The following is a 20,401-nucleotide window of genomic DNA, read 5'->3' as shown; positions in this document are numbered from 1 at the left end:
CCACGACACCACGGCACTGTGACACAGGTCACAACGCCGTGGTGTCACAGCGGGGCCGCGGGCGGTGTCACATGCGTGGCACTTTTCGACGGCGAGCGGGCAGGAGCGACCATGAGCACAGGCGGCGAGCACCGGCTGGACGCGGCGACCGAGGCGTTCGTCACGCACCGGAACCTGCTGTTCACCGTCGCCTACGAGCTGCTCGGCTCGGCGGCCGACGCCGAGGACGTCCTGCAGGAGACCTGGATGCGGTGGGCGGGCGTGGACCTCGGCACCGTACGGGACCGGCGCGCCTATCTGGTGCGGATCGCCACCAGGCAGGCGCTCGGCCGGCTGCGCACGCTCGGCCGGCGCAGGGAGTCCTACATCGGCCCCTGGCTGCCCGAGCCGCTGCTGACCTCGCCGGACGTGGCCGAGGACGTCGAGCTGGCCGACAGCGTCTCGACCGCGATGCTGCTGGTGCTGGAGACGCTGCAGCCGGCCGAGCGGGCGGTGTTCGTGCTGCGCGAGGTGTTCGCCGTGGACTACGACGAGATCGCCGAGACCGTCGGCAAGACCCCGGCCGCGGTCCGGCAGATCGCGCACCGGGCGCGGGCCCACGTCGCCGCGCGGCGGCCGCGCGGCAGCGCGTCCCCCGAAGAGATCAGGAATGCGCTGGCGGCCTTCCAGGGGGCGGTCGAGACCGGCGACCTGCGAGGGCTGCTCGGCATCCTCGCCCCGGACGTGGTCATGCTCGGCGACGGCGGCGGGGTCGCCAAGGCCGCGCTGACCCCCTTGGTCGGGCCCGACCAGGTGGCGGCGCTGGTGGCCAGGCTGCGCACGCCCGACGCGCCGGCCGTGCTGGAGCAGGCGCAGATCAACGGCCATCCGGCGCTGATCTTCCGGATCGACGGCGCGATCAGCACCGTTCTCACGGTACGGATCGACGACGGCCTCATCACCGGCCTCTACGCCGTGCGCAACCCCGAGAAGCTGTCGCACGTCGAGCGGGAGACCCCGGTCAGCCGATGAGGGCTCAGGCCAGGGTGGCGCCGCCGTCGACGGTGATGACCTGGCCGGTGACGTAGGTGTTCGCCATGAGGAACAGGGCGGAGGCGGCGGCCTCCTCCGCGGTGCCGACGCGGCCCAGCGGCATGCCCGCCCCGGCGGCGGCGACTCCCTCGTCGGAGTCCATGCCCGGGATCGAGCGCAGGAGCGGGGTGTCGATCATGCCGAAGCGTACGGCGTTCACGCGCTGACGGGCCGGGGCGAGCTCCACGGCGAGGGCTCTGGTCAGGGTCTCGACGGCGCCGGCGAGCGACAGCGGCGCGCTCATCCCGGGCCTGGGGCGGACGACGAGCGTTCCCGAGCTGAACGTGAGCGAGCCTCCGGCGGGCAGGTGGGCCGCGGCCGCGCGGGCGGCGGCGAACACGGGCCAGAGGCGGGTGTCGAGGAGCGCGCCGAGGCCGTCGCGCGACACCCCGCTCACGGGGCCCGCGCCGGCCATGCCGCCCGCGGTGACGAGGACGTGGTCGGTGCGCCCGGCCCGGTCGAAGGCCTCGTCGAGGGTGCGCTCGTCGCCGCCGTCGCCGGCGACGGCCACCACGGCGTCGTCGGGGTCCTCGTCCCGGCCCGCCTCGCGTACCCGGGCGACGGCGGCCTTCAGCCGGCCGGGGTCGCGTCCGACGAGGACGACACGCGCGCCGACGGAACGCAGCAGGACGCCGGCCGCGAGGCCGATGCCCGAGCTCGCGCCGATGAGGACGGCGGTGGCGCCGGCGAGGCCGGTGGGCAGCGGTGAGCGTACGGGGGCGGGTGCGGTGGTGCCAGTGGACATGGGATGCCTTCCTGGATGGCGAGAAATAAACCATCTGGTTGTTTTATTTCCGGTCCCGATCCTGCCGCTTGCGAGGGAGTGAGTCAACCCGATGGTTTAATTCGTCCATGGCCTATGACGCGGAGGACACCAAGCGGCGCATCTTCGCGGCCGCCACCGCCGAGTTCGCCGAGCACGGGCTGGCGGGGGCCAGGGTCGACCGGATCGCCGCCGCCGCCAAGGCCAACAAGCAGGCCATCTACCTCTACTACGGCGGCAAGGAGAAGCTGTTCGCCGCCGTCCTGCGGGCGAAGCTGGAGGAGGTCCACGTCGCGATGTCCATCGATCCCGACGCGGTGGCCGACTCCGTCGGGCAGATCTTCGACTGGCACCAGCAACATCCCGAGCTGATCCGGCTGCTGCTGTGGGAGGCGCTGGAGACGCGCGACGGTGGGCTCGGCGCGAGCGAGACGGAGCGGCGCGTCGCGTTCCGGGAGAAGGTGTGCGGCCTCGCCGACAGCGTGGCCCCTCACCTGCCCGAGCAGGAACGCGTACGGGCCGCGCAGGACCTGCTCTTCACCATCATGGGGCTCATCTCCTGGAACTTCGCGGTGCCCGGGATGTGCCGGATGATGCTGGGCGAGGAGAGCGACCAGGCGGCGCTGGCCCGCCGCCGCGAAGCGGTGATCGCCGCCGCCCGCCGTCTCGCCACCGCCCCCGTCGCTCCTTGACTTGGCGGGCCGCCAGGGTTGGGCGCTCTGGCGTAGCACTTGAGCATATACTTGTAATAAGACATGTTTATGCAGAAAGGCATACGCCATGGATCGCCCCATCGGCTACTGGCTCAAGCACCTCGACCGGCTCATCGAGGCCGAGGCCGAACGGGTCCTCGACGAGGAGCGTCTCACGCGCCGGCACTGGCAGGTGCTGAACGTGCTCCGCCAGGCCCCGCAGACCGCGAGCGGCCTCCGGGAGACACTGCGCCCCTTCTGGCAGCCCGGCGCGATCACCCTGGAGGACGTCACCGGCGAGCTGACCCGGCGCGGCTGGCTCACCGAGGACGCAGAGGGCCGCCACGCCCTCACGCCGGAGGGCCTGACCGGGCACGCCACCGTACAGGAGAAGGTGCACGGCATCCGCTCGGCGTTCCTCACGGGTCTCACCGAGGAGGAGTACGCCGGCACCGTACGCATGCTCCAGCGGATGGCCGCCAACCTGGAGGCCCGGGGCGGCGTCACAGCAGGCGGCGCTGGACCACGTCGGCGATGACGGCCCGTACGACCTTCTCGACGCCCTCCGGATCCGGCGCGGCGCCGTCGCGGTCGGCGAAGAGCAGGTGCCCCGCGCCGACGAGGGAGAGCGCGAGCGCGTCCACCTCGGCGTCGGCGGCGATCCGCCCCATGGCGCGCTCCTCTGCGAGGTAGCCGCCGATCATGGCGGCGGCCTCGGCGAGGACCGGGACACCGGCCTCCGGACGGTCCTGGCGCAGCCGGGCGCGCAGCTCGTCGCGGAAGATGACGAGGCCGACGATCGACACCGCGACCGGGTCGAACAGCTGGATCAGCGCGGCGGTGAGGTTGCCGGCGACGGTGCCGCGCCCGGCGGCCGCGCGCAGGTCGGCGGCCTCGGCGGCGAGCCGGCGCACGCGCTCGCGCACCAGGTCGGCGAGGAAGGCGTCGAAGTCGGCGAAGTGCCGGTGCAGGACGCCCTTGGCGACGCCGGCCTCGTCGGTGACGGCCCGGCTGGTCAGCCCGGTCGCGCCGTCCCTGAGCAGGACCCGCTCCGCGGCGTCGAACAACTGCTGCCGCACATCGCGGAGCGCCACTCCCGTCGGCATCGCCCGTTCTCCCTCTCGCACGCTCGACAAGTGGGCGAGCGCCCACTATGGTGGGCGCATGCCCACTTTAACTCAGGGAACCCCGCAGGAGCCTCATGAGGCCCGGCAGACGGCCGAATCGTTCGGGGTGGACGCCGAACGTTACGACCGCGCCCGCCCCGCCTATCCGGACGCCCTGATCCAGCGGATCATAGCCGCGAGCCCCGGCCCCGACCTCCTCGACGTCGGCTGCGGCACCGGCATCGAGGCCCGGCAGTTCCTCGCGGCCGGCCGCACGGTGCTCGGCGTCGAACCGGACGCGCGGATGGCCGCGTTCGCCCGCCGCACCGGCGTCGAGGTCGAGGTGGCGACGTTCGAGGAATGGGACGCCGCCGGGCGGACGTTCGACGCGGTCGTGGCCGGCCAGTCCTGGCACTGGGTGGATCCGGTCGCGGGCCCCGCCAAGGCCGCGCGGGTGCTGCGCCCCGGCGGCCTGCTCGCCGCGTTCGCCCACGTGTACGACGCGCCGCCGCCGATCGCGGAGGCGCTCGCCGGCGCGCTGCGCCGCGTGCTGCCCGGCGCACCGGCCGTCGCCGGCCCGCCGAAGGACGCCCAGGACGTCTACCGGCAGATGTTCGAGAGGTTCGCCGACGGCATCCGGCAGGCGGGCGCGTTCGCCGAGCCCGAGCTGTGGCGGTTCGACGGAGAACGCCACTACACCCGCGCCGAATGGCTCGACCTGCTGCCCACCACCGGCGGTCTCACCCGGCTCCGGCCGGACGACCTGACCCGGGTGCTGGAGGACGTCGGAGCCGCCGTGGACGCGGCCGGAGGCGGCTTCACCACGGCCTTCACCACGCTGGCCGTCGCCGCGACACTCCGGTCCTGAGCGGCGACCTGCGCGTTTCCTGTGCGCATTCTGGCAGCTCTGACCTGCGAAGACGTGATGCGCACGGATCGCCGGGCCGGGTTCTCTCCCAGGTAGGCGTCCTAGGGTGAGGCCCGTCCATCCGGCCTGACGATCAAGGAGCATTCGCGCGCATGTCCGTCTCTTCTCTCGAAACCACCGTCGGCGACGACGTGCGACGGGTGCGCGGCAACGACTACCGGGTCCTCCAGCCGCCCGAGGACTTCGTGCCCGAGCTGCGGGTGAGCGTGATCATCCCGGCGTACGGCGCGCAGCACAAGCTGGATCTGGTGCTGCGGGGGCTGGCGCGGCAGACGTACCCGGCGGAGCTGACGGAGATCATCGTCGTGGACAACGGCAGCTCGCCGCCGCTGCGCCTGCCCGGGGACTCGGCCGCCCGCCTCATCCGCTGCGACCGGCCGGGCCGGGCCGCCGCCCGCAACGCCGGCCTCGCCGAGGCCACCGGCGACGTCATCCACTGGCTCGACTCCGACGTGGTGCTCACGCCGGGCGCGATCGAGGCGCACATGCGCTGGCACCACGCCGCCCCCTACCTCTCGGTCACCGGGTACATCCGCTTCACCTCCGTCCCGCTGCCCGACACGCTGCCGGAGGACCTGGAGGCGGCGTTCGAGCCGGCCCTGCCGCACGCCTGGCTGGTCGGGCTGGTCGAGCGCACCGACGGCCTCACCGCCAACCCGGTGCGGCCGTTCAGCCTGCACGTCGGCGGGGCCACGTCGGTCAGCGCCCGTCTGATCGAGGCGGCCGGCCCCATGGACGAGGACCTGGTCGTCGGCCAGGACACCGAGATGGGCTACCGGCTGGCGCAGGCGGGGGCGGTGTTCGTGCCCGAGCCGCGGGCCCGCGCCTACCACCTCGGCCCGACCATGCGGATGCGCGAGCAGCAGCGCGTCGACCGGGTCAGCCACGCCTTCGTCGCCGACCGCATCCCCGCCTACCAGTGGCTGCGTACGCATCCGGCGCGACGGTGGAAGGTGCCGTACGTGACCGCGGTCCTGGACGGCACGGCCGGCTACGAGGCCGTCCGCACCGCCGTGGACGCCCTGCTCGCCTCCACGGTCGCGGACCTGTCGGTGGTGCTGGTCGGCCCCTGGGACCGGCTCGACCGTGACCGCCGCGCCCCGCTCAAGGACCCCGACCTGGACCTGGTCCTGGTGCACGGCCACTACGAGCACGAACCCCGGGTGCGCCTGGCGACCGCCGCCGAGGTGGACCCGTCGGTCCCGTTCGTGCTGCGCCTGCCCGCCGGTTGGGCGCCGGGCGAGGACGGCGTGGCCAAGCTGCTCGACCTGGCCCGCGCCGAAGGGCTGGGCCTGGTCCAGGTGCTGCTGCGGGAGTCACCCGAGGGCGTGGTCGCGGCCCGGCTGGAACGGGTGTCCGCCTTCGCCCGCGCCCGGCTCGTGGTCCGGCCCGGCGAGGACCTGGACGACGCCGTGGCGGACGTCTCCGGCGTGCGGTGGGTGACGGGCGAGGCGTACGGGTTCACCGAGGGGCCGGTCGAGCCGCTGGGGCGGCGGGCGGCGTACCAGGCCAGGGTGCGGGCCGAGGCGGAGGCGGCGCGGCTGGCCGGCGAGGCCGAACGGCTGCGCGGCCAGGTCGCCAAGTGGCGTGACGAGGCGGCGCGCTGGCGCAGGAGCACGGTGGAACTGCGCCGTGAGGTGGGCGCGCTGCGCCGCGAGGTGCACGCGGCGCAGCGCGACCGCCGGCTCGACCAGCAGCGCGGCATGCGCGCCGTCCTGTCCAGGAGGATGCGCCGCGCGCTGGGCCGCAGGTCGCGCGGCTGACTCCCGCTGGAGCGGTCGCCGGCCGCGCGGCTGATCTCAGCAGTCGCCGGCCGCGCGGGCGTAGTCGGCCATTCCTCCGGCGAATTCGTAGAGGATGACCGGTTCGTCGCCCACCACCCAGACGTCATGCCCAGGTGAGCAGACGAAGATGTCGCCCGGTCCCGCCTCTGCCTCCGCGCCGTCGTCCATGTGCCACCGCATCCGGCCCTGGACGACGAACCCTTGGTGACGGACCTGGCAGGAGCTGGTCCCCACGATCTGCTTGACCGACTCCGACCAGCGCCAGCCGGGCTCGAACGTGGCCACGGCGAAGCTCAGCCCGGACAGACTGCACAATTCCAGATGTCCCTTCGGGAAGTCGCGGCGCTCGTCGGGCTTCTCGATGCTCTTGACCTCGATCATGATGCCTCCTTCCGTCCCTTCCAGTCTTTCATCGGCAAACTCCCGTACGGGGAAGGACCTGGGCAAATAGCGGTCACATGCGGGCCTCGCGGCGCAGCAGCGCCGCCAGCGTCTCCGGGTCGGCCCCGGCGACGCCCTTGGCCGCGAACCAGGTGGCCATGTTGCGCGCGTCGCGGTCCAGGAACGACGGCCCGGCCGGATGCGCGACCACGTCCACGATCTGGGGCAGGTCGATGATGACCAGCCTGCCGTCGCGGACCAGCACGTTGTACGGGGACAGGTCGCCGTGCGCCAGCCCCTCCCCCGCCAGCGTCACCATCGCCTCGACGAGCTGCTTCCACAGGTCGTCGAGGCCCTCGGAGACCTGGGCCAGGCGCGGCGCCGCGTAGCCGTCGGGCGTCCCGACGAACTCCTGCAGGATCTCCGTGCCGAGGATCTGCACCGGGTACGGCACCGGCACCCCCAGCTCCCACAGCCGGCACAACGCCCCGAACTCCGCCACCGCCCACTGCGTCGCGATCATCTGCTTGCCGAACGCGGTGCGGTTGGCCATGGCGCGGTTCGTCCGGCTCTCGCGGGTCGTGCGGCCCTCCAGATAGCCGGAGTCGCGGTGGAACAGGCGGTGCTCGGCCGACCGGTAGCGCTTGGCCGCCAGCAGGCAGACCCGGTCGGTGCCCGGCACGCCCCGCGAGATCAGGTGGACGTCGGCCTCCTTGCCGGTCTTCAGGATGCCGTGCTCGGTGTCGACGGCGGCCAGCTCGGTGACCAGCCAGCCGGGGTACGGGCGCGGCCCCTTCTCCGTGGGCGTGCTCTGGTCCCAGGTGGACCAGCGATCACCCTCGGGAGGGCCGTCGTCGGACGCCGTCTCGGGCGTGCTCTCCAGCCAGGCGATGTCGTCGGCGTCGAGGGCGTGCTTGCCACGGCGGCGGTGTTGCGAGTGCTTCGGCACGGTGGGAATGCTCCAGATGTGAGGCCCACCGGGGTGCCGATCGAGTCAGGTCAGCGGCGGACGCCCGGCGGGAAGGTGTGGGGACGCGGAAAACGGCACGCGAACAGTCGTCGTCACGGTCTCACCCTCCCTTCGACAGGCGATCAGCTTCGCCCGCAGTATTCCGCAGCCGCCGCTTCTCCGGCAACGCATTTAACGAGCACCGGCGACCGGTTCCTCCTCGCCCTCGTGAACCCGGCCGCGAGCGGCCGGACCGCCGTGGCGGAGCTGGTCGTGCAGGCGGGCGCAGGCGCGGGCGAACCGGCTCCTGCCGCCCGCCGTCGCGTACGCCGACACCTCCGGGATCGGGCCGCGTGCCCCCGCCCAGGCCGCGACGTCCGCCGCCAGGGTCACGGCCTCGGTGTGCTCGACCCGCGCCCGTTCACCGGGGGCGGGCAGCAGCGCGGGCAGCAGACGGGTGAGCAGCCGCCAGACGGCTTCGTACGCGCCCTGCCGCGCGGCGTCGGCGAGCACGCCCACGATCGGCCGCTGCTGGTAGTGCGGTGTGCGTCGGAGCAGCAGCGCCACCTGCGCGCCCACCTCCTCGGCCGGCAGGTCGCCCCTGGCGGCCATGCGCACCAGCAGCGCCGCCGCCTCGGGCTCCGCCCTGGCGACCTGGCAGGCCAGGACCAGCGCCATCGCCTCCCCTGCGGGCCCGTCCGCGTCGGCCAGGTTCCGCACCCACCGCGCGGCCACCCCGGGATGGAGGATGTCGGGCAGGTAGTCGGCGGCGACGATCTCGCGATGCGAGGGCAGGAGCGACGGCCACCAGCGGAGAAGGCCGCGGGACCGGAACCAGCTCCAGCGGGTCCGGGTGGTCAGCAGCTCGTCGAGCGCTTCGAGGCCGGTCGGCTCGGCGCGCAGCACCGGCCGCAGCCGGATCTGGTAGGGCCGCTCGGCCGGCTCGTGCTCGTCGAACAAACGGTCGGTGGCGCCGTCGAGGTAGGACCACCGTACGTGCGTCTCCGGGTCGCGCAGCCCGCCCTCGGCCAGCCAGCGCGCGGCGGTCGCGGCGGCCGGCGAGCCGATCCGCGCGGCCTGCCCGGCCGCCTCGGGGTGGCGGCCGCGGGGCAGCCGCAGCAGCGCCTGCGCCAGGTCGGCGGGCAGCGGCGCGGCGCCCACGGCGGCGCACTCCGCCAGCCGCTCCACCAGGACGGCGGGGTCCAGGTGGCCGGTGGTCAGGGTGGGGGTGGCCAGCAGCACGGGCGGCAGCGTGCCGGCCCGCAGCGCGCGGTGGATCTCGTCGAGCCGGCGCAGCAGGAACAGGTGGGGCGGCGCGACCTCGTCCGCCGGGGGCAGGCTCGGCTGACTCCTGGCCCCCAGCCCAGCCGACGGCCCGCTCATCGGCCCGGCCATCGACCCGCCCAGCGCTCCGGTCAGCGGCCCGCCCAGCGGTCCGGCCAGCGGTTCGAGGATCCATCCAACCGCCGGTCCGCCCCTCGATCCGTCCATTCGTCCGGCCGACGGGTGGAGGCCGAGCAGCCGCACGGCGCCGCTCCACGCCGCTTCCAGCAGCTCCCCGATGGTCTGCTCCAGCCCGCCGGCGGCCTGCTCCGGCGCGCCGACGGCCCGCTCCGGCCTGGCGAAGACGGACGTCGGCTCCGGACCGGCGGAGGCGGACGTCGGCTCCGGACCGGCGGAGGCGGACGTCGGCTCCGGCTCCGGCTCCGGGTCCGTCACCTGCGCGGCCAGGGCGCCGATCCAGTCGCTGACTTCGACCCAGGACTCCTGGGAGTGCACCTGCGGGTGGCCGCCGCCGAACTGCCCGGCCAGCGTGCGCCGCAGCTCCTCCCGATCGGTGGCGGCCCGCCGGACGAACGCCGCCAGCCACCGCTCCCCGTCCACCCACGTGTGCACGCTCTCCCACACGTCCAGCGTCGGCTCAGGAAACGGCCCGGGCGCGGCGGGCGCGGGCAGCGGCGGCGGCGTGAACGCCTCGGGCTGCTTCTCCCGCGCCGCCTCGCCGCCGAACCGGCCGGCCACCCGCACCCCCAGCGCCTCGGGAAGCAGTGGCACCGCCTCGGCGAGAATCTGGCCGGCCGGGGCGAGGGCGGCGGCACGCTTGAGCGCGATCCTGGCGGCCCGTCCCTGCACCTCGTAGGAGGCGTGCCCGAACGCCGTGGCCAGGGCGGCGGCCAGCTCGGCTGCGTACGGATGCCCGGTCGCGCCGTCGGTCTCCCCCTCGACGAGGCGCAGGCCGCCCAGGGCGAGCTTGGACTCCGCGCGGAAGGTGAGCGCGCCGGCCGCCTCGGCCGTGTCGGCCGGCTCCAGCGGGCCGCCGCGGCGGAGCTGGGCGAGGGCCAGCTCGGCGACCGGGCCGGGCGCGACGGGCAGCAGCCGCAGGTAGTCACGGGTGCGGGCGGCGGCCTCCTGCGGCGTAGGGTCGAGCATTTCGTGCAGCCGGACGAAGAAGCGCAGGCTGATGCCGTCGCCGCCGCGCAGGAAGCGGCGCAGGCAGCCGTCCAGCAGCTCCGCCCGCGACACCCGGCCGGCCGCGAGCAGCCGCCCGATCAGGGACAGCCAGGGGGTGGGGGCGGGGGTGAGGCGCTCCTCGCGCAGCTCGCGGCCCACGCCCTCGGCCTCGAAGATCCGCGGCAGCAGCGGGCCGAGCAGCGGGTCGTCGTCGGCCGGGCGGGTGCGCAGCCAGGCGGTCACGAGCGGGTCGTGCTCGGGCGGCGTGGCTCCGGTGGCCCGTAGCACGGCCAGCGCCAGCGGGACGTCGCGGTCGTCCGGCGTGCGGATCTTCCTCGCGAGACGGGCGGCCACGTCGGCCTGCCAGCCGGCCGGGCGCGTGGCGAGCACCCGGGCCAGCTCATCCAGCCTCGGCCACGGGTCGGCGAACTCGCGCCGGGTCAGCCAGGCGGCCGTCGCGGCGGGGCCGGACAGCACGCCGGCTCCCACGATCCGCAGCAGCTCCCCGTAGCCGCCGAAGCCGCGCAGCTCGTCGCGCAGGTCGGGCAGGTGCCGGGCGGTCTCGGCCCGCTCGGCGTCGGACAGGGCGATCACGAGGTCGGCCAGGCCGCGCGCGTCGCGGGCGACGGCGCGCTCGCGAATCCGCGCGCAAGAAGGGGGGCACGTCATGGCAGCACCCTAGAGATGATCTCCGACAATCCGCGTCCGCGCCGTCAGCAGGTCGTGGGGCAGAACGTGACCTCGGGGTAGCGCGCGGACGGCTGGTCCAGGAGGGGCTGCCGCTCGCCCTTCAGGTGCCGGTCGAGGAAGGCCGCCACGTAGGTGCGGGTGAGCTCGGCGGCGCGCGCCGCGGGCAGGACGCCGGAGGCGGGCGTGACACCGAGAGCGCCGGACAGCAGCGGGCCGTCGGTGAAGGACTGGTGCTCCGCGCCCGCCAGCACGAGCCAGCGTTTCCACCCGGTCAGCAGCTTCCAGTCGCGTTCCCACGAGGTGTCGCGGCCGCCCGGGACGTGCTGCGGCGAGCCCAGGAACAGGAACGGCCGGGAGAGCCCGCCCTTGGGGATGCGGGCGTAGGTGGTGCCGTCCATGTCGATCCCGGCGCGTACGCGGGAGTCCTTCACCATGGTCGCCAGGGCGCCGGCCCCGCCGATCGACTGCCCGACCATGGCGACCCGGGACCGGTCGATCCGGTCGGCGCCATCCCATTTCGCCGGCAACTGGTCGAGCACGAAGGAGACGTCGGCCGCCCGTACCGCGACCAGCCCCGCGCCGAAGCCCGGGTCGCTGTCGCTGTCGCAGGCGAGGCATTCCGCGACCCGCCCGCCGGGGAGGGTGGTGGCGTGGCTCTCGTAGGTGTGGTCGATGCCGGCCACGACGTACCCGCGGCTGGCCAGGTCCTCGGCCAGGGAGGTGAGCGTGCTCATCGGCTTGGTGAAGCCCGGGGAGAGCACCACGAGCGGCCGTTTCCCGCCCGTGGGTGCGGCGTCCGCGACGGCGTTGGTGCGCGTCCTGCTGAGCGTGTCGTCAGGCACGCCCGCGACGCCCAGCCCGCGCAGGGTGAGCTCCGACTCCTTCGGCGTCATGTACGCCGCCCGCCGCCCGTCCCGCTGCTCGGTCGGGTACCACAGCGTGACCTTGAGCTCCCTGGCGTCGGCGTCGAGGTTCCAGGGGTCGGGGCGGGAGGCGTCCTTCAGGTACAGGGCGGTGGTGCCGACCCGGTGGGCGCCGGTGGGGGCGGGCAGGGTGGCGGGGCCGGCCGGCGTGGCCGACGGGACGGCGGACCGGGGCGGCGTGGGCGCGGAGCAGGCGGACGCGGCCAGGACGACCAGTCCCGCGGCGGCTGCGAGGATCTGTCTCATCGGGAGGTCCGTTCACTCGTGCAGCAGGGTCAGGGCCTTGGCGAGCGCGGGGTCGCGCCCGGCGGCCGCGTCCTGCGGGGTCAGGGGCACGTGGTGGTCGGGCGGCACGCCGATCCGGTCGATCACCTCGCGGTCCGGGCCCAGGTGGTGCCTGGCGGGGAAGCTCAGGAGGGTGTTGTCCGCCAGCAGGTACGGCTCCGCCGGCCCCGAGATCACCCCGGCCGTCCTGGTGCCGACCAGCCGGCCGAGGCGCAGGTCCTTGACCGCGGAGCTGAAGTGCTCGCACGCCGAGGCGCAGCCGCGGTCGGTGAGCACCACCAGCGGCAGGCCGAGCAGTTCGACGGTGTCGTCGGTCCGCGTGGTCGCGCACGTGGCGTCCGCGGCGCACTGGTAGGCGGTGACCTTGCCGTGGCCGAACGCGCTCACCAGCCGGGTCGCCTCCGCGGGGCTGCCGCCACCGTTGCCGCGTACGTCCAGCACGACGCCGGACAGGGTCCGGCCGGCGCGCAATCGGGCGACGGCCCTGAAGACGCGGTCGGCGGAGTCGGGGGCGAAGCCGCGCAGCCGTACGTAGGCGATGTCGTCGTCGAGCAGCTTCGACCGCACCACTTGCAGGGCGGCCAGGTCCTGCTGGTAGAGGCCGGGTTCGAGCGTCACGCTCCAGCGGCGGCCGGTGCTCTGCCGCAGGAGCCGCAGCCGGACCGGGCGCGCCTCCGGGTACGCCGGATAGAGGGCGGCGATCGCGGGCGTGGCCTTGCCGTCGATGAAGGGCGCCGAGCCGTCGACGGATTCGATGATGTCGCCCGGACGCAGCCCGGCCGCCCGCGCCGCCCCGCCCTGCACGGCGGTGACGAACAGCGGGGGCAGGGCGACGCCGGGGTTGCCGTCCACCTGCGGGCCGTTGACGTTCGCCAGGAGACCGAGGCCGTAGCCGTCGCCGTCGTAGGCGTCGGGCGGCCGCTCGACGTCGTGCGTCCAGCGGGCGTGGTTGTCGCCGAGGGCGGCCACCATGGCTTCGAGGGTGACGACGGCCAGCCTGTCGCGCAGGCCGGGCACCTGGTCGGTGACTCTGCGGTAGGCGGCCTCGAAGGCGGTCCAGTCGCTCTCGCGGTCGCCGGTCAACGCCGGCATGCCCGCCTCGGGCAGGTCGCGGCCGGCGCGGTTGAGCTCCTGGGTCAGGGCGGCGAACCCGGCGCTCAGCAGCGGGCGGGCGTCCAGCGTGGGGCCGCCGTAGTAGTTGCCGAGGATGCAGTAGTAGGCCTGCTCGATGACGTCGATCGTGGTGGCCGTCTCCGGGGCGGGGGCGCTCCGGGGGGCCGCGCAGACCGTGCCGGCCGTGCTCACCTGGGCGCGCGGCGGCGCCGGAGCCGTGCAGGCCGCCGTCGCCGCGAGGGCGAGCGCGGCGGCCGTGATCCTGACGGCGGTCATGACAGGCGCCTGCGGATCCACCAGAAGCAGAGCCACGACAGGCCGAGGGTGAGCAGGGCGTAGATCCCGGTCTCGATCCACTGGAAGGGCCAGAACCGCTCAAGGGGCTGGTAGGTGGCCTGCTGCCGGTAGCCGAGCCGGTTGATCTCGGCGATGCAGCCGTCCCCGCCGGCCGCCGACGGCGCGCAGGGGCCCGACGTGGTGGAGACCTTGGCGGCGCCTTCGCCGCCGGCGCCGACCGTACGCCCGGACGCGTCGACCAGGTCGGCGGACAGGACCCAGGCGCCCGCGTGGCCGGGGACGGCCGACTTCAGCTGGATCCGCACTTCTCCGCCTTGGTCCCGGCTGATGCCGAGGTTGTCCACGTTCGTCGGGCCGAGCTCGAAGGTCGAGGTGATCGGGGGCATCAGGTGGGGCCGGACCAGCAGCGGCATGGCGATCTGGAACGCGGCGAAGACGGCCAGGGTGACGGCCATGGCGGGCAGCGTGCGGCGTACCAGCATGCCGGCGGTCACGCCGAGGACGAAGGTGAAGGCCGCGTACCCCATCGGGGCGATGCCGCGCGCGCCGAACACCAGCGGAGCCATCAGGGCCAGGTTCTCGGCGGCCGACTTGTCCAGCGGGTCGGACCACCAGGTCACCATGAGGCCGCACAGGCCGGCGAAGGTCACGGCGGTCAGGCCCATGAGCCCGAGCTTGACCGCCAGCCAGCGGCTGCGGGTGATGCCCTGGTTCCACACCATCAGGTGCGTGCCCGCCTCCAGCTCGCGGGTGATCAGCGGCGCTCCCCAGAAGAGCCCGGCGAGGGCGGGCAGGAGCAGCACGACGAGGGTCAGGGCCACGAACGCGGTCTCGTGCCCGCCGAAGAAACGGTCGTAGAAGCGGTCGCAGGTGCCGTCCTGGGCGCAGGCCGCGATCCCGGCCGAGTAGTCGGAGGCCAGGCCGGGGCCGGTCAGGGCCAGGACGACGGCGAGCAGGACGAGCAGGGCGGCCGTCGTCGCGGCCGAACCGCGGAACTGGCGCCAGGTCAGCCAGATCATCGCCGCACCTCCAGGGCGACCCGCCGGTCCACGGTGGTCTTGTCCATGTACGCGAGGACGAGGTCCTCCAGGCCGAGCCGGGTGACCGTCCAGGAGGGGTCGTGGATGGGGCCGTCGGTGCGGACCACGTACGTGCTCTGCCTGGCGGTGTGACGCGCGCTGACCACGTGCTGGTCGGCAGGCAACCGGTCGGGGTCGCGGCGCGCGCCGGTGAGCCGGTAGTGGGTCGCCAGCAACCGGTCGACCTCCCCGGCGACCTGGACGCGGGAGTCGACGAGCACGATGAGGAAGTCGCACACCCGTTCCAGGTCGGAGACCAGGTGGGAGGAGAGCAGCACGCTGAACTCGTGCTCGGCCGTGGCCTCCATCAGCCCCTGCAGGAACTCGCGGCGGGCCAGCGGGTCGAGCGAGGCGACCGGCTCGTCCAGGATCAGCAGCTCGGGCCGTTTGGCCAGGCCCAGGGTGAGGGCGAGCTGGGCGCGCTGGCCGCCCGAAAGTCTGCCCGCCCGCTGGGCGGGGTCGAGGCCGAGCCCCGTGATCCGGTCGCGGGCCAGGGCGGCGTCCCAGCGGAGGTTGAGCCGCTCGCCTAATCGCAGGTGGTCGGCGACGCTCAGCCCGGCGTAGACGGGGGTGTCCTGGGCGACGAACCCGACCCTGGCGAGCTGCGGCGGGCCGCCGGCGGGACGGCCGCCCAGCACGGTGATCGTGCCCGCCGTCGGCTCCAGCTGGCCGCTGGCCAGCTTCAGCAGGGTCGTCTTGCCGGCCCCGTTGGGACCCACCAGCCCCACGACGCGGCCCGCCGGGAGGTCGAGGGTGCACTCGCGCAGCGCCCAGCGTCTGCCGTATCTCCTGCCCAGTCCGTGGGCCTCCAGGACGGCGTTCACGCTATGTCCTCCTGTGCGGTGGTCCGAAAGGTGGTCATGAAGAGGGCCTCGATGCTCTCGTCGTCGAGGCCGGCGCGGCGGGCCTTGTCCAGCCAGCGCCGCAGCTCCTGCCGGAGCGGGCCGTGCGCGGCCAGCGAGGCGTCGGCGAGGGTCGCCGTCACGAACGTCCCCACCCCCGGCCGGGCCGCCACCAGGCCCTCGTGCTCGAGTTCCCGGTAGGCCTTCAGGACGGTGTTCGCGTTGATGGCCAGGTGCGCCACGACCTCCTTGACGGTCGGCATCTGGTCGCCCTCGCGCAGCACGCCCAGGCGCAGCGCGTGCCGTACTTGCTGGACCAGCTGCAGGTACGGCGAGACACCCGACCTGGCGTCCAAGTGGAACTCGATCACCGGCTTCTCCATTTATCTAGCCTGCTAGCACTTTAGGATCCCAGATGTTAAGGGATCATAAGGAACGCTGTACAGGCTTGATGCCGGTCAGGAGAGGCGCTAGGCGACGCCGCTGAGGTCGCGGGACTTCTCCGGCAGGTCGGGCACCTGCTGCGCGGAGGCGTAGGCGGCGTCGCGGACGTCGTTGAGCCAGCTCGCCGGGGGCAGCCCCGCGATCGGGTGGCGGATCGGGTTGAAGCGCGTCGGATATTCCGCGTCCTCAAGGGCCGGCGCGGACAGGCGCACCTGCCCGAACGGCCGCCACGGCCCCGACGGGGCGGCGGCGAGGAGCGCCACGGTGAGCGGGCCGTGCTCGACGACCTGGGCGAGCGCGTCGAGCGTGGCGGGCAGCCGTACCGGTGTGTGCAGCAACGCGCCCAGCAGCACCCGCCGCTCCCCCGCCTGGTACGGGAACAGGGAGCCGTAGAGCCCCGTCCACCGGGTCGCGGGCCGCAGCAGCCGCCTGCCGAGCGCGGTGCGCCCGGTGGTGGCCAGCAGCAGGTCGGCGGTGGTGTCGTCCTGCTCCCAGCGGAGCGCGAGGCCGAGGATGTCGGGAAGCGGCGGCGGCACGCCGACCGAGCGGGACAGCCGGGCGATGCCCGGAAGGTCCATCCGCCGGTCGAGGAAGGGCACCCCCCACGGCTCCGGCGCCCCGTGCAGGCGCAGGTGGGCGTCGAGGACGAGGCCGGACGTGTGGAGCGGCCTCCCGCGCCGGAGGCGGGCCGCCGTGCCGAAGGCCGCGGCCAGTCCTGACCTCGTGAGTGAGGTCCACGGCTGTCGCATGGGCTGCTCCTTGGCGTCGGTACGGGCAACTGCCTCCACGGGACGGCAGCTACCCCGTGGGCGTCACGCAATCCCCTCGGCGGTCCGCGGCGCGATGGTGTGGTTGATCCGGAAGAGGTGGTCCGGGTCGTAGGCCGCCTTCAGCGCGGCCAGCCGCCGGTAGGTCTCCTCGGTGTAGGCACGTCCGACCCGGGCGGGGTCGGCGTCGTGGTCGAACTGGAACCCCGGGAGCTGGGCGCCGGTGTCCCATCGCCGCAGCCGGCGCAGCACCTCGTCGGCGGTCCTGCGTACCTCGTCGGCCCGCTCGGGCGGGGCGGGCATCCGCAGCCACAGATGGAAGGCCGCGCCCTGGGTGCTGACCGCGTGCGGCCGGGCGGGCGGCCGGTCGAGCGCCCCGCCCAGGTGGCGCAGCTCGATGCCGGGGAACGGCCCGCCGGGCGCCGCCGGGTCGATGAACGACACCAGCTCCGCCACGGCCTCCTCGTCCAGCTCGTCCGTCAGAGCGCTGCGCAGGTGCGCCATGACCGGGTTCCTGGGGTCCTGGTAGATGCCGGTGATCTCCTGGTACGGCATCGCGCGGCAGGTGTCCTCGTCGGGCCCGAGCGCGCGCAGGGGCTCCACCAGCCGCTCCGCCCGCCCCTCGTCCCCCGTGCAGACCACCCGCACCAGGACGAGCGAACGGCCGCGGAACTCCGCGGGCACCTGCGGCGCGTCGGGGAAGCGCATCAGCGTCACCGAGGACGACATCTCCTCCGGCTGCTCCTTGGCCCACGCCAGGTAGGAGCGGAGCACGTGGGCGGCCCGCCCGGCGTCCTCGACCGGGTAGCGGAGCCCGCCGCCGTAGACGGTGCGCAGCGGCAGCAGCTCGATCTCGGCGGCGACCACGACGCCGAAGTTGCTCTTGCCGCCGCGTACCGCCCAGAACAGGTCGGGTTCGCGCGCCGGCGAGACGGTGCGGAGCCGGCCGTCGGCGGTGACGACGTCGAGCGAGCGGACGTGGCCGGCGGCGAAGCCGTACGTGCGGCAGGCCAGCGGGAGCCCGCCGCCGGTCAGGTATCCCATCACGCCGACCTGCTCGGAGGAGCCGCAGAGCGGCACCAGGCCGTGCTCGGCCGTCGCGGCGAGCACCTCGCCCCAGCGCAGGCCGGCGCCGATCCGCGCGGTTCCCGCGTCCGGGTCCACCGACAGCTCGCGCAGCCGCCCGGTGGCGATGAAGACGGCGCCGTCCGCGGGGACGGACACGCCGTGGCCGGTCGACTGGACGGCGACCGGGCGTCCGGTGTCGGCGGCGAACCGTACGGCGGCGGCCACGTCGCCCGCGTCGGCGGCCTCCACGACCACCGCGGGCCGGTGCTCGACCGTCAGCAGCCAGCCCGAACAGGTCTCCTCGAAGCCCTCGTCGCCCGGATAGAGCGTGCGGCCACGGACGCGCGCGCCCAGGTTCACGCACCCGGGGTCGCGGCGTTCGGCGGTGTCGGTCATGTCGTTGATCCCTCGTCAATCTGTTGGTAGGTCCAACATTGGTTGGACCAACGATCGCAGATAATCGTGGGTCTGTCCAACGATTGCTAGATTGGCGCCCGTGAACATCCCCGAGGAAGCGCCGCCACGGCGGCTGCGCGGCCTGCCGAGCAGGCTGGCGAACCAGGCGGCGCTGACGGCCAACCGGATCGTGGACCGGGCGCTCGCCCAGGCCGGCGTGCGGCGCTACCACTACGCGCTGCTCGCCACGCTGGAGGAGTACGGCCCGGCCAGTCAGGCCGGTCTCGTCCGCCGTACCGGCATCGACCGCAGCGACATGGTCGCGGTCGTCAACGACCTCGCCGGACGGGACTGCCTCGAGCGCGCGCCCGACCCCGAGGACCGGCGGCGCAACATCATCACCATCACCCCGGCCGGCCGCGGGCAGCTCGTCGAGCTCGACCGGCTGATCGCCGCCGCCCAGGAGGAGTTCCTCGCCCCGCTGCCCCCGGCCGACCGCGAGCACCTGATCGACCTGCTCACCCGCCTGGTCGAGCCGGGCGACGCCCGGCGGCAAGAAATCGGCAGCGTACGGTGATCGGTGCACCCTGCCCGGAGTGGCGCCCGCTCCCGCGAGGTACGAGCTGGTTCTGACACCGGCGAGCCATCGGAGGAAACGGTGCGGAGGACCTTGCCTGCCGCGGTGGCGGCGTTCGCGGCCGCGCTGGCGCTGACGGGCGGCTGCGGCGACGGCGGGTCCGGGGCGGGCGGCGCGGGAGAGGCCGGACCTGGCGCCCCGCTGCGGGCCCGGCCGGTCATCACCCCCGACGAGGAGCTCGTCCCCGAGGAGGACAGCGGCGATCTCCCAGAAGCGACCGTCCAGGTAGGGCTCGACTGCCAGCGGATGGGTCAGAGCCGCGACTTCGCGGGCACGGCGGAGAGGATGGGCCGCGCGGCGTCCTCCGGCGACAGCTCACCCGAGACGAAGGCGATCGCCAAGGTCTGCGGGGCGGCGGCCAAGGCGAACCAGGGACTGATGGGCGAGGCGTACCACGACGCCCTTCAGGCGGAGCAGCAGAGCTCCGACCTGCACCCCCAGATGCTCCGGCCTGGCCTGCGGATGCTCAACCACACACTGCTGGTGGCCGCCACCGCCGAGGGCGACCGCGCCACCGCCCTGCGGGCCCGCGCCGCCCTCGAACGCCTCGGCGGGCTGCCGCCGGAATTCCTCAGGGACGCGTGCTCGGTGGCCGCCGATCCCGCCACCCTCCCGGACTGTGCGACGCTGCCGCCCACCGGCACGCGGTCGTCGTCCTCGTCGCCGTCCTCCGCCCCCTCGTCGTCGTCCTCCTCGAACGGGCCCGAGCCCGGCACGGGAGGTCCCTCCGCGCCGTCCCCCGAGGAACCGGTCCAGCCTCCCGGCGACGGCGGCCCCACACAGCCGGACACCGACCACGGCCCGGCGCCGGACGAGTCGTGACCGGAGCGCCGCCCGAAGACGCCTCCGAAGGTGACGACATCGGGCCGGCCCAGGACCTCAGCCGCGTCTGGAGCGTCCTCGCCCACGTCGTGACGCCCACCACTTTCGTCGCGGCCGTCATGATGTACGTCGGGGCCGTCCGCGCCAACACCATGTACGCCGGTCTCGGCATCGAGCAGAGCATGCTGGGCCTGTCGTTCCAGGAATACGTGCTGCGCAGCGTCGCGCCGGCGACAGAGCCGCTGATCCTGCTCCTGGTGCTGGCTCTGATCGCGCCCACGGCGCACCGGTGGCTGGTCCGGTCGGCGGACAGGCACCGTACGGCGACGACGCGGGTGATCACGGTCATGGCCGTGCTCGGGGTCGTGAGCGTCGCGGTGGGGATCGTGGCCCTGGCCGGCTGGTGGAGAACGCGGTTCTACGTCGTGCCCTTCTGCCTGGGGCTGGGCGTGTTCGCCCTCGTCTACGGCGACTCCCTGCGCCGGCGGATCCGTCCGCGGCCGGCGAGCTCCCCCGCCGACCAGCTCGTCCGCCGCACGGCCTGCGCGGCGCTCCTGCTGGTCCTGCTGCTGTGGGCGGTCACCCTGTACGCGCAGCGGCGGGGCGCCGAGGCCGCCCTGCAGTACCGGGTGGACTCCGCGGGGATGCCCAGCACGGTGGTGTACGCGGCCAGGCGGCTGCACCTGGAGGGCCCGGGGATCAAGGAGACGGCGCTGCCGGACCCCGAGGCCATGTACCGCTACCGCTACACCGGCCTGCGCCTGCTGATCCACTCCAACCAGCGGTATTTTCTCCTGCCCGCCTGCTGGGCGAGCGATCCGTGGGCGCGCGCGATAGCCCTGCCCGCCGACGGGTCGCTGCGCCTGGAGTTCTCCGTACGCAGGACGCGGCCGGAATGCCCGCCCTGAGCGGC

20 protein-coding genes are annotated in these 20,401 nt (G+C 74.2%); 8 read left to right on the top strand and 12 right to left on the bottom strand.

The annotated features are described in order from the left end of the window. Window positions 1-111 precede the first annotated feature (111 nt). Window positions 112-1,011: an RNA polymerase sigma-70 factor gene (locus ACBR40_RS03960; RefSeq protein ID WP_371247418.1), complete on the top strand. Its 900-nt coding sequence runs from the start codon at window positions 112-114 to the stop codon at window positions 1,009-1,011. A gap of 4 nt (window positions 1,012-1,015) precedes the next feature. On the opposite strand, the gene ACBR40_RS03955 is transcribed toward ACBR40_RS03960, so the two are convergent. After that, window positions 1,016-1,816 carry an SDR family NAD(P)-dependent oxidoreductase gene (locus ACBR40_RS03955; RefSeq protein WP_371247417.1) on the bottom strand — a complete coding sequence of 267 codons (801 nt, stop codon included), beginning with the start codon at window positions 1,814-1,816 and terminating at the stop codon, window positions 1,016-1,018. A gap of 107 nt (window positions 1,817-1,923) precedes the next feature. On the opposite strand from ACBR40_RS03955, the gene ACBR40_RS03950 reads away from it, so the two are divergent. Then, the gene (locus ACBR40_RS03950) at window positions 1,924-2,526 is read left to right on the top strand and encodes a TetR family transcriptional regulator (protein ID WP_371247416.1); all 603 of its coding nucleotides are present in this window, start codon (window positions 1,924-1,926) and stop codon (window positions 2,524-2,526) included. An 88-nt stretch (window positions 2,527-2,614) separates the two neighbouring features. Beyond that, on the top strand, window positions 2,615-3,064 hold the full coding sequence (locus ACBR40_RS03945; RefSeq protein WP_371247415.1) for a MarR family winged helix-turn-helix transcriptional regulator: 450 nt from the start codon (window positions 2,615-2,617) through the stop codon (window positions 3,062-3,064). Here ACBR40_RS03945 and ACBR40_RS03940 read toward each other — a convergent pair. After that, the gene (locus ACBR40_RS03940) at window positions 3,030-3,632 is read right to left on the bottom strand and encodes a TetR/AcrR family transcriptional regulator (protein WP_371247414.1); all 603 of its coding nucleotides are present in this window, start codon (window positions 3,630-3,632) and stop codon (window positions 3,030-3,032) included. The genes ACBR40_RS03945 and ACBR40_RS03940 overlap by 35 nt on opposite strands. 58 nt (window positions 3,633-3,690) lie before the next feature. On the opposite strand from ACBR40_RS03940, the gene ACBR40_RS03935 reads away from it, so the two are divergent. Then, on the top strand, window positions 3,691-4,500 hold the full coding sequence (locus tag ACBR40_RS03935; protein ID WP_371247413.1) for a class I SAM-dependent methyltransferase: 810 nt from the start codon (window positions 3,691-3,693) through the stop codon (window positions 4,498-4,500). A gap of 152 nt (window positions 4,501-4,652) precedes the next feature. Beyond that, window positions 4,653-6,323, top strand: coding sequence for a glycosyltransferase family 2 protein (locus ACBR40_RS03930; RefSeq protein WP_371247412.1), 1,671 nt, complete (start codon window positions 4,653-4,655; stop codon window positions 6,321-6,323). Between the two features lie 36 nt (window positions 6,324-6,359). On the opposite strand, the gene ACBR40_RS03925 is transcribed toward ACBR40_RS03930, so the two are convergent. From ACBR40_RS03925 to ACBR40_RS03880, 10 genes are all read right to left on the bottom strand, one after another. Continuing rightward, complete coding sequence (locus tag ACBR40_RS03925) at window positions 6,360-6,725, bottom strand: cupin domain-containing protein (protein WP_329577080.1); 366 nt, start codon at window positions 6,723-6,725, stop codon at window positions 6,360-6,362. Window positions 6,726-6,798: 73 nt separating this feature from the next. Continuing rightward, window positions 6,799-7,674 carry an RIO1 family regulatory kinase/ATPase gene (locus ACBR40_RS03920; RefSeq protein WP_344216186.1) on the bottom strand — a complete coding sequence of 292 codons (876 nt, stop codon included), beginning with the start codon at window positions 7,672-7,674 and terminating at the stop codon, window positions 6,799-6,801. Window positions 7,675-7,866: 192 nt separating this feature from the next. Further along, entirely contained in the window at window positions 7,867-10,794 is a 2,928-nt protein-coding gene (locus tag ACBR40_RS03915) for a hypothetical protein (protein WP_371247411.1), read from the bottom strand. A gap of 44 nt (window positions 10,795-10,838) precedes the next feature. Next, a complete protein-coding gene (locus ACBR40_RS03910; protein ID WP_371247410.1) occupies window positions 10,839-11,984 on the bottom strand; it encodes an alpha/beta hydrolase family protein in 1,146 nt (381 codons plus the stop codon). Window positions 11,985-11,996: 12 nt separating this feature from the next. After that, window positions 11,997-13,412 carry a S41 family peptidase gene (locus ACBR40_RS03905; protein ID WP_371247409.1) on the bottom strand — a complete coding sequence of 472 codons (1,416 nt, stop codon included), beginning with the start codon at window positions 13,410-13,412 and terminating at the stop codon, window positions 11,997-11,999. Continuing rightward, window positions 13,409-14,452, bottom strand: a complete 1,044-nt coding sequence (locus ACBR40_RS03900; RefSeq protein ID WP_371247408.1) for an ABC transporter permease — start codon at window positions 14,450-14,452, stop codon at window positions 13,409-13,411. The genes ACBR40_RS03905 and ACBR40_RS03900 overlap by 4 nt, the downstream gene beginning before the upstream one ends. Further along, complete coding sequence (locus tag ACBR40_RS03895; protein WP_344216198.1) at window positions 14,449-15,336, bottom strand: ABC transporter ATP-binding protein; 888 nt, start codon at window positions 15,334-15,336, stop codon at window positions 14,449-14,451. The genes ACBR40_RS03900 and ACBR40_RS03895 overlap by 4 nt, the downstream gene beginning before the upstream one ends. Beyond that, on the bottom strand, window positions 15,333-15,737 hold the full coding sequence (locus tag ACBR40_RS03890; protein WP_344216200.1) for a GntR family transcriptional regulator: 405 nt from the start codon (window positions 15,735-15,737) through the stop codon (window positions 15,333-15,335). Before ACBR40_RS03890 ends, ACBR40_RS03895 begins: the two co-directional genes overlap by 4 nt. Window positions 15,738-15,824: 87 nt before the next feature. Then, window positions 15,825-16,547 carry a hypothetical protein gene (locus tag ACBR40_RS03885; protein ID WP_371247407.1) on the bottom strand — a complete coding sequence of 241 codons (723 nt, stop codon included), beginning with the start codon at window positions 16,545-16,547 and terminating at the stop codon, window positions 15,825-15,827. Window positions 16,548-16,610: 63 nt separating this feature from the next. After that, window positions 16,611-18,029 carry an FAD-binding oxidoreductase gene (locus ACBR40_RS03880; protein WP_371247406.1) on the bottom strand — a complete coding sequence of 473 codons (1,419 nt, stop codon included), beginning with the start codon at window positions 18,027-18,029 and terminating at the stop codon, window positions 16,611-16,613. A 100-nt stretch (window positions 18,030-18,129) separates the two neighbouring features. On the opposite strand from ACBR40_RS03880, the gene ACBR40_RS03875 reads away from it, so the two are divergent. The 3 genes from ACBR40_RS03875 to ACBR40_RS03865 all read left to right on the top strand — a co-directional run bounded on the left by ACBR40_RS03875 (window position 18,130) and on the right by ACBR40_RS03865 (window position 20,396). Further along, window positions 18,130-18,606, top strand: coding sequence for a MarR family winged helix-turn-helix transcriptional regulator (locus ACBR40_RS03875; RefSeq protein WP_344216206.1), 477 nt, complete (start codon window positions 18,130-18,132; stop codon window positions 18,604-18,606). Between the two features lie 81 nt (window positions 18,607-18,687). Continuing rightward, a complete protein-coding gene (locus ACBR40_RS03870; RefSeq protein WP_371247404.1) occupies window positions 18,688-19,488 on the top strand; it encodes a hypothetical protein in 801 nt (266 codons plus the stop codon). Continuing rightward, complete coding sequence (locus ACBR40_RS03865) at window positions 19,485-20,396, top strand: hypothetical protein (RefSeq protein WP_371247403.1); 912 nt, start codon at window positions 19,485-19,487, stop codon at window positions 20,394-20,396. The genes ACBR40_RS03870 and ACBR40_RS03865 overlap by 4 nt, the downstream gene beginning before the upstream one ends. Window positions 20,397-20,401 lie beyond the last annotated feature (5 nt).

Source organism: Nonomuraea sp. AD125B (assembly GCF_041402765.1).
GTDB lineage: Bacteria > Actinomycetota > Actinomycetes > Streptosporangiales > Streptosporangiaceae > Nonomuraea > Nonomuraea bangladeshensis.
Note: the sequence above shows the minus strand (reverse complement) of the source record. Positions and strands in the feature narration are given on the sequence as shown.

What these genes read in the sequence shown, in the direction of transcription:
- ACBR40_RS03905 (WP_371247409.1), bottom strand. Translation starts at nt 13,412, where the DNA reads ATGACCGCCGTCAGGATCACGGCCGCCGCGCTCGCCCTCGCGGCGACG.
- ACBR40_RS03885 (WP_371247407.1), bottom strand. Translation starts at nt 16,547, where the DNA reads ATGCGACAGCCGTGGACCTCACTCACGAGGTCAGGACTGGCCGCGGCC.
- ACBR40_RS03880 (WP_371247406.1), bottom strand. Translation starts at nt 18,029, where the DNA reads ATGACCGACACCGCCGAACGCCGCGACCCCGGGTGCGTGAACCTGGGC.
- ACBR40_RS03890 (WP_344216200.1), bottom strand. Translation starts at nt 15,737, where the DNA reads ATGGAGAAGCCGGTGATCGAGTTCCACTTGGACGCCAGGTCGGGTGTC.
- ACBR40_RS03960 (WP_371247418.1), top strand. Translation starts at nt 112, where the DNA reads ATGAGCACAGGCGGCGAGCACCGGCTGGACGCGGCGACCGAGGCGTTC.
- ACBR40_RS03940 (WP_371247414.1), bottom strand. Translation starts at nt 3,632, where the DNA reads ATGCCGACGGGAGTGGCGCTCCGCGATGTGCGGCAGCAGTTGTTCGAC.
- ACBR40_RS03930 (WP_371247412.1), top strand. Translation starts at nt 4,653, where the DNA reads ATGTCCGTCTCTTCTCTCGAAACCACCGTCGGCGACGACGTGCGACGG.
- ACBR40_RS03945 (WP_371247415.1), top strand. Translation starts at nt 2,615, where the DNA reads ATGGATCGCCCCATCGGCTACTGGCTCAAGCACCTCGACCGGCTCATC.
- ACBR40_RS03915 (WP_371247411.1), bottom strand. Translation starts at nt 10,794, where the DNA reads ATGACGTGCCCCCCTTCTTGCGCGCGGATTCGCGAGCGCGCCGTCGCC.
- ACBR40_RS03955 (WP_371247417.1), bottom strand. Translation starts at nt 1,816, where the DNA reads ATGTCCACTGGCACCACCGCACCCGCCCCCGTACGCTCACCGCTGCCC.
- ACBR40_RS03910 (WP_371247410.1), bottom strand. Translation starts at nt 11,984, where the DNA reads ATGAGACAGATCCTCGCAGCCGCCGCGGGACTGGTCGTCCTGGCCGCG.
- ACBR40_RS03900 (WP_371247408.1), bottom strand. Translation starts at nt 14,452, where the DNA reads ATGATCTGGCTGACCTGGCGCCAGTTCCGCGGTTCGGCCGCGACGACG.
- ACBR40_RS03925 (WP_329577080.1), bottom strand. Translation starts at nt 6,725, where the DNA reads ATGATCGAGGTCAAGAGCATCGAGAAGCCCGACGAGCGCCGCGACTTC.
- ACBR40_RS03935 (WP_371247413.1), top strand. Translation starts at nt 3,691, where the DNA reads ATGCCCACTTTAACTCAGGGAACCCCGCAGGAGCCTCATGAGGCCCGG.
- ACBR40_RS03950 (WP_371247416.1), top strand. Translation starts at nt 1,924, where the DNA reads ATGGCCTATGACGCGGAGGACACCAAGCGGCGCATCTTCGCGGCCGCC.